The organism is Kitasatospora sp. NPDC091257 (genome assembly GCF_044757675.1).
Lineage (GTDB): Bacteria > Actinomycetota > Actinomycetes > Streptomycetales > Streptomycetaceae > Kitasatospora > Kitasatospora lactacystinica.
Genome location: NZ_JBIVVI010000586.1, coordinates 1 through 5,598 on the forward strand (window position 1 = coordinate 1; position 5,598 = coordinate 5,598).

6 protein-coding genes are annotated in these 5,598 nt (G+C 76.8%); 4 read left to right on the forward strand and 2 right to left on the reverse strand.

From position 1 onward, the window contains the following. Positions 1–175: 175 nt before the first annotated feature. Both ACIQOV_RS24900 and ACIQOV_RS24905 read right to left on the reverse strand, forming a co-directional pair. Positions 176–409 (reverse strand): hypothetical protein, encoded by a 234-nt coding sequence (locus ACIQOV_RS24900; protein ID WP_401051945.1) that lies wholly within the window; start codon positions 407–409, stop codon positions 176–178. 168 nt (positions 410–577) lie between these two features. Next, the gene (locus ACIQOV_RS24905; RefSeq protein WP_401051948.1) at positions 578–1,867 is read right to left on the reverse strand and encodes an MFS transporter; all 1,290 of its coding nucleotides are present in this window, start codon (positions 1,865–1,867) and stop codon (positions 578–580) included. A gap of 202 nt (positions 1,868–2,069) precedes the next feature. On the opposite strand from ACIQOV_RS24905, the gene ACIQOV_RS24910 reads away from it, so the two are divergent. From ACIQOV_RS24910 to ACIQOV_RS24925, 4 genes are all read left to right on the forward strand, one after another. Next, entirely contained in the window at positions 2,070–2,879 is an 810-nt protein-coding gene (locus ACIQOV_RS24910) for a hypothetical protein (protein ID WP_401051950.1), read from the forward strand. A gap of 444 nt (positions 2,880–3,323) precedes the next feature. Further along, positions 3,324–3,767 carry a sortase-dependent protein gene (locus ACIQOV_RS24915; RefSeq protein ID WP_359915299.1) on the forward strand — a complete coding sequence of 148 codons (444 nt, stop codon included), beginning with the start codon at positions 3,324–3,326 and terminating at the stop codon, positions 3,765–3,767. An 82-nt stretch (positions 3,768–3,849) separates the two neighbouring features. Then, a complete protein-coding gene (locus tag ACIQOV_RS24920; protein ID WP_401051954.1) occupies positions 3,850–4,587 on the forward strand; it encodes a class F sortase in 738 nt (245 codons plus the stop codon). Between the two features lie 201 nt (positions 4,588–4,788). After that, the coding region (locus ACIQOV_RS24925; RefSeq protein WP_401051957.1) for a hypothetical protein at positions 4,789–5,598 on the forward strand (810 nt) is incomplete at its 3' end.

The following is a 5,598-nucleotide window of genomic DNA, read 5'->3' on the forward strand; positions in this document are numbered from 1 at the left end:
GCCGCCGGCCACCCCGGTACCCGGGGGGCGTCCCCGCCCCGCGCGCCATCGTACGGCGGGCGGGCGCGCGCCGGGCGGTCGCGCGGCAAGCCGTCGCGCGGCGGGTGCCGGGGTGGCGGACCGTCGCGCGGCGGTCCGCCGTACGACGGCCCGCCTGCGGCACGGGCGGCTCCGGTCAGAGCTGCGCCTTCAGCCCGCGGGCGAGCGAAGCGCACCAGTGCACCAGATCGGCGCGGTCCGGGGACCGTCCCTCGCAGAGCACGGCCAGCTGGTCGTCACTGAGCCGGTTCGACCCCGGGATCTCCAGCAGGTACGCCAGGTCCGCCAGTACGGTGGCGAGCCGCTCCGCGTCCGCGTGGTCCAGGGTGACCGCGGTCCCGTGATGGCTGATGGTGAGCGAGCCGGGCATGATCGACCTCCTCCGTCTCCCCCGTCCTCCACCGTACGACCGGGTCGGCCGCCCCGCCCGCCGCGGAGGCCTACGTGCGCGGGAGGGGCAGCCGGTTGCGCTCCGGGGCCGGCCGGGCGCGGTGCGCGATGGGCCGGGGGTGCGCCCCGAAGCCGTCCGAGGGGTTGGTCAGCTGTCCGGGCCCTCCTCCCAGCGGCGGTTCCGTACCGCCGGTACGGCCAACACTACGGCCCCGGCCACCAGTTGCCAGACCGCCCCGACGAGCAGCACGGTGTCCGCGCCGAACCGGCCCGCCAGCGGACCGGCCGCCGCCAGTCCGAGCGGGCCGAGGGCGAAGGCGCCCAGGACGCCGAAGGCCGTCATCCGGCCGAGCAGCTCCACCGGCACCCACTTCTGCAGGGTGGTGTTGTAGAGCGTCCCGCAGACCGCCGAGCCGGCCCCGGCCACCAGCGCGCCGGCGGCCACCCAGGGCAGCCCCGCCCCGGCCGCGAGCGCCCCGGAGGGCAGCGCCCAGGCCAGCGCCGCCGCGGACGCCACCGCGAGCGGACGGGCGGGCGCCCGGCCGAGCATCAGCAGGCCGCTCAGCACCGCCCCGGCGCCGTACACGCCCATCACCAGGCCCCAGGCCCGGGCGCCGCCGAGGTCCCGCTGCGAGAGCAGCGGGCCCAGCACCAGGAAGGGGGCCCAGACCAGCAGGTTGAACAGGCCCATCTGCGCGGTGGTGATCCACAGCCACGGGCGGGAGACGAACTCCGACCAGCCGGCCCGCACGTCCCGGATCATCGACTCCTCGCCGCCCGCCGCCCGTACCGGCAGCCGCAACCTGGCCAGCGCGAAGGCGCCGACGCCGTACGTCACCGCGTCGGCCAGCAGCACCGTCGCCGGTCCCCAGGCGGCGGTGACCAGCCCGGCGGTGGCGGGGCCGACCACGGTGGACACCGAACGGGCCAGCCCCAGCAGGGTGTTGGCGTCCGCCATCAGGTCCTTGCGGCGCACCAGATCGGGCACGATCGCGCCGAAGGCCGGCATGAACAGCCCCTCGCCGACCCCCCAGAGCGCCACCAGCACGACCATCGCCCAGACCGGCGCGTGCCCGGCCGCCAGCAGTCCGGCGAACAGCGCCTGGACCAGGCCGCGCAGCAGGTCCGAGCCCAGCATCACCCGGCGGCTGCCGAGCCGGTCCGCGATCACCCCGCCGGCCAGCAGCACCAGCACCACCGGGAGGATCCGGGCCGCCATCACCCACCCCAGGGCGGTGCCGCCACCACCGCCGGCTCCCCCGGCGCCGCCCTCGCCGTCGAGCACCGCGAAGGCGACCGCGACCGGCGCCATCGAGGAGCCGATCAGGGAGGTCGTGTATCCGATGAAGAACCACGTGAATTCGCGCTCGCCGAGCACGGCGAGACGGTCTCCCAGTCGCCTTCTACGGGCCGGGATCCGTTCGGTCTGCATTGCCATGTGCAGCAAGTCTGCGGTCCGGCGGGGAGCGCTTCAAGGGATTCCGGCGAAAAAGTTGAGCCTTTTGGAGTCAATTTTCCGGGCGGAGCGAACTGCCGCAGTAAATTTGCCTTCCAGTGGCCCCCGAACTGCCCTTTACTGCGATTCTTGACTAGGGTTCGAGCGGCTTGGCGGAATTGATTTACTGCGGAAGAAGGCGATCGTGACAGAAACTGCGGCAGGACTCCCACCGGTCGAGTACGCCGTCGCCGTCGAGCGCTACCTGGCCGCCTCCGGGCTCGCCGACGGCTCCCGGCGGATCTACCGGATCGCGCTGGACACCTGGGCCTGGGCGCTCGCCGACCGGCCCTCCCCCACCGGCCCCGAACGGCGGCGGGCCCGGCCGCCCGTCCTGCCGCTCGCACTGCTCGACCACCCGGACGCCGCCGAACGACTGCGCGACGCGGCCGCCCGGCGCGCGGCCGACACCGACCCGCGCACCCTCAACCGGGAACTCTCCACCCTGCGCGCGGCCGTGGCCTGGTGGCGGGCCAGGGGCTGGCTCGACGGCGACCCGACCACCGGCCTGCTCGCCCGCCCGCTGCCCGAACCCACAGCGGCCGCAGGCCCGTTGACCCCCGAGGAACTGCACGCCCTGTTCACCCTCCGCGCGCCGCTGCGCGAACAGGCGCTCTGGCACCTGCTGCACGAGTCAGGCGCCGCGATCGAGACGGTCCTCGCCCTGGACACCGACCACCTCGACCCGCCCCGCCGCCGCACCCGCCCCGGGCAGGCCACCGTCCACTGGCAGTCCGGCACCGCCCGGCTGCTCCCCCTCCTGGTGGCCGGCCGCGCCACCGGCCCGCTCTTCCTCACCGACCGCCGCGCCCCCGCCGGCACCCCCGCCCGCGACCGCTGCCCGTACACCGGCCACGCCCGCCTCTCCTACCGCCGGGCCGCCGAGCTCTTCACGGCCCACACCCGGCCGCTCGGCCCGGGCTGGACCCTCCGCCGGCTGCGGGCGGGGCGGTAGCCGCGGGGCGGCGACGGGCAGCGGGGCGGCAGCGGGCAGCGGCAGCGGGGCGGCAGCGGGGCGGCAGCGGGCAGCGGGGCGGCAGCGGGCAGCGGGCAGCGGGCAGCGGGGCGGCAGCGGGCAGCGGGCAGCGGGCAGCGGGCGACCGCAACGTCGGCAGCGCCGCGCCGTTACGCAGCCGATGGGCGGCCGTGACACGACCGGCCGAGGACCGCGACACGGCCCTCCTACCGTCGTCCTCGACGCCACCGGCCGAACCGATCGAGCCGGCCGGAGGGCGTCCGCGACGAGGACGTACGCGTCCGGCGCCGACGACGGACGTCCCGCGACACCAGCACACCGGGGCCCGCGAAGCGCGGTGCGAACGCGGTGCCAACCGCACCGCACCGCACCGTGGACCGCCGGCCGCCCAGGTACCGACCAATGCAGATGGAGACACCCCGCATGAGCAGGAGCCGTACCCACCACTCGCCCGCCCGCCGCGTCCTGGCGGTCTGCGCCCTGACCGGCGCCGCGCTGCTGGCCACCATCAGCGGCGGGCAGGCCTGGGCCGACGGCGTGCCGAAGCCGGCCGCCCCCAGTGTCGCCGCCCCGAACGGCGACGCGGCGCCGAGGACCGCCGTGCCCACGCCGTCCGCCGCCCCGAAGACCGACGCCTCGCCGGCCGTGGCCGCCCCCAAGGGCGTCGCCTCGCCCGCCCCGGTCGCGCCCGGTGGCGCCCAGCCGCAGGTCCGCGAGGTGCCCAAGGGCGCCGCGCAGGCCGGTGACGGCTCCGCCGCGTCCGAGGGTTCCGGCCTGATGCTCGCCGGTGGCGGCACCGTCGCGGCCGTCGGCGCCGCGGCCCTGGGCTTCGCCGTTCTGCGCCGCCGCTCCGGTGCGCGCGGCTGACACCGGTCCCGAGTCCGCCGGGCACCCCGGCGCCGCTTCCCCGAACCCGGCCGGGCGGGGAAGCGGCGCCGGGGCCGTCCCGGTGGCGGGGACCGACACCCGCCGTCGCGCCAAGGACCACCGGCGGGGCCGCCGACGCGCCGCCCGGCCCGCTCCGGGCCCGCTGCGCCGCACCGCCTTCGGCACCGCGGGCCTGCTCTGCCTGGTGCTCGGCACCTCGCTCGCGCTGTCTGGCCGGGAGACCCCGGTGGTGCGGGTCGAGACCTCCGGGCACGGCACCGGGACCGGCACGGACGCCCCGGCGATGGCCCCGGGCACCCCGGCCACGACCGGCGCCGCGTCCACATCCACGTCCACCGCCCCGAAGCCGTACGCGTCCTCGCCGCCGACCCGCCTGCTGGTCCCCTCCGTCGGGGTGGACGCACCGGTGACCGACCTCGGCCTGAACCCCGACGGCACGGTCGAGGTGCCGCCGGCCGACCGGGGCGAGGAGGTCGGCTGGTACCGCAACGGCCCCACACCCGGCGAGAACGGCCCCGCCGTACTCATCGGGCACTACGACACCGTGCACGGCCCGGCGGTCTTCAAGCAGCTGCCGAAACTGCGGCCCGGCGAGCTGATCCGGATCCGGCGCGCCGACGGCAGCACCGTGGACTTCAAGGTCCGCACGCTGCTCCAGGCCGCCAAGGACCACTTCCCGACCGAGCAGGTGTACGGCGACACGCCCGCGCCCGCACTCCGGCTGATCACCTGCGGCGGGCGGATCGGCTCGGACGGCCACTGGACGGACAACATCATCGTGCTGGCGGACCCGGCCTGACGGCCGGGACGGGTCGTACGGACCACATGAACCGCATGGACCGTACGAGCCGTACGACCCACGTGGTCCGGACTACCCGGACTACCCGCACGAAGCTACCGTCGCGGAACCGCCGACCACCGACCGCGCGACCTACCACCCGGGCGGTGACGGGAGCGACGACCGGAACGACGCCGCAGAGCAGGAGGACGAACACCGACCGTGGCAGCAACACCACCACCCCGCCGCCGGCCCGGCGCCGTCCAGCTCGCCACCCTGGCCGGCCTGGTCGTCGTCCTCGCCCTCGCCGGCCTGGCCTTCGGCCGCGCCACCCCCGGCGACCTGCGCGACCAGGGCCCGCTCCGGGCCGTCACGCCGCCGCCGGTGCTCCAGCCGCTCTGGCCGAAGCTGCCCACCTCCCCGCCGCCCTCCGCGGCCGCGGCCGGCGTCACCCAGGAGCCGCCGCAGCCCGTACCGGACCTGACCGTCCCCGGGCACGACATCACCGCGGTCGACGTGCGCACCGTCCTCGCCAAGGACCCGAACGTGGGCCCGGAGGAGCGCCAGGCGCTCGGCTCCTGCGCCGGGTGCGAGGTCCGCGCCCCCGAGTTCCGCGACCTCTCCGGGGACGGGCAGCCCGAGCTGATCACCGTCGTCACCACCCCCGGGCGGGTCGTGCTGCACGTCTACGCCCTCGCCGAGGACCACCTGCTGCCCGTCCTCCAGGTGCAGGTCCAGCCGGCGTTCAGCGCCGCTACCGTCGGCACCGACCTGTGGCTGTTCGAGCCCACCAGCGCCTACGCCCGGACCACCAGCCTCTACCAGTGGAACGACAACAGGCTCGTCCTGAAGGAACGCAAGGACGAGGGCGTCGGCCTGCTCCCGCGCACCGGCGCGGACACCGCCGCCCCCGAGTCCGGCCCGGCGGCGGCACGCCCCACCCCGTTCGCGCCGAGGCAGGCGGCCCCCGAGGCCTCCGTCCCGTCCCCGCGCCCCGTCCGGCCGTCCTCCGGGCCCGCCGCGCCCTCCACC

Bases quoted from the DNA above. Each gene is read 5' to 3' on its own strand.
- ACIQOV_RS24915 (WP_359915299.1), top strand. From the start codon at position 3,324: ATGAGCAGGAGCCGTACCCACCACTCGCCCGCCCGCCGCGTCCTGGCG.
- ACIQOV_RS24905 (WP_401051948.1), bottom strand. From the start codon at position 1,867: ATGGCAATGCAGACCGAACGGATCCCGGCCCGTAGAAGGCGACTGGGA.
- ACIQOV_RS24900 (WP_401051945.1), bottom strand. From the start codon at position 409: ATGCCCGGCTCGCTCACCATCAGCCATCACGGGACCGCGGTCACCCTG.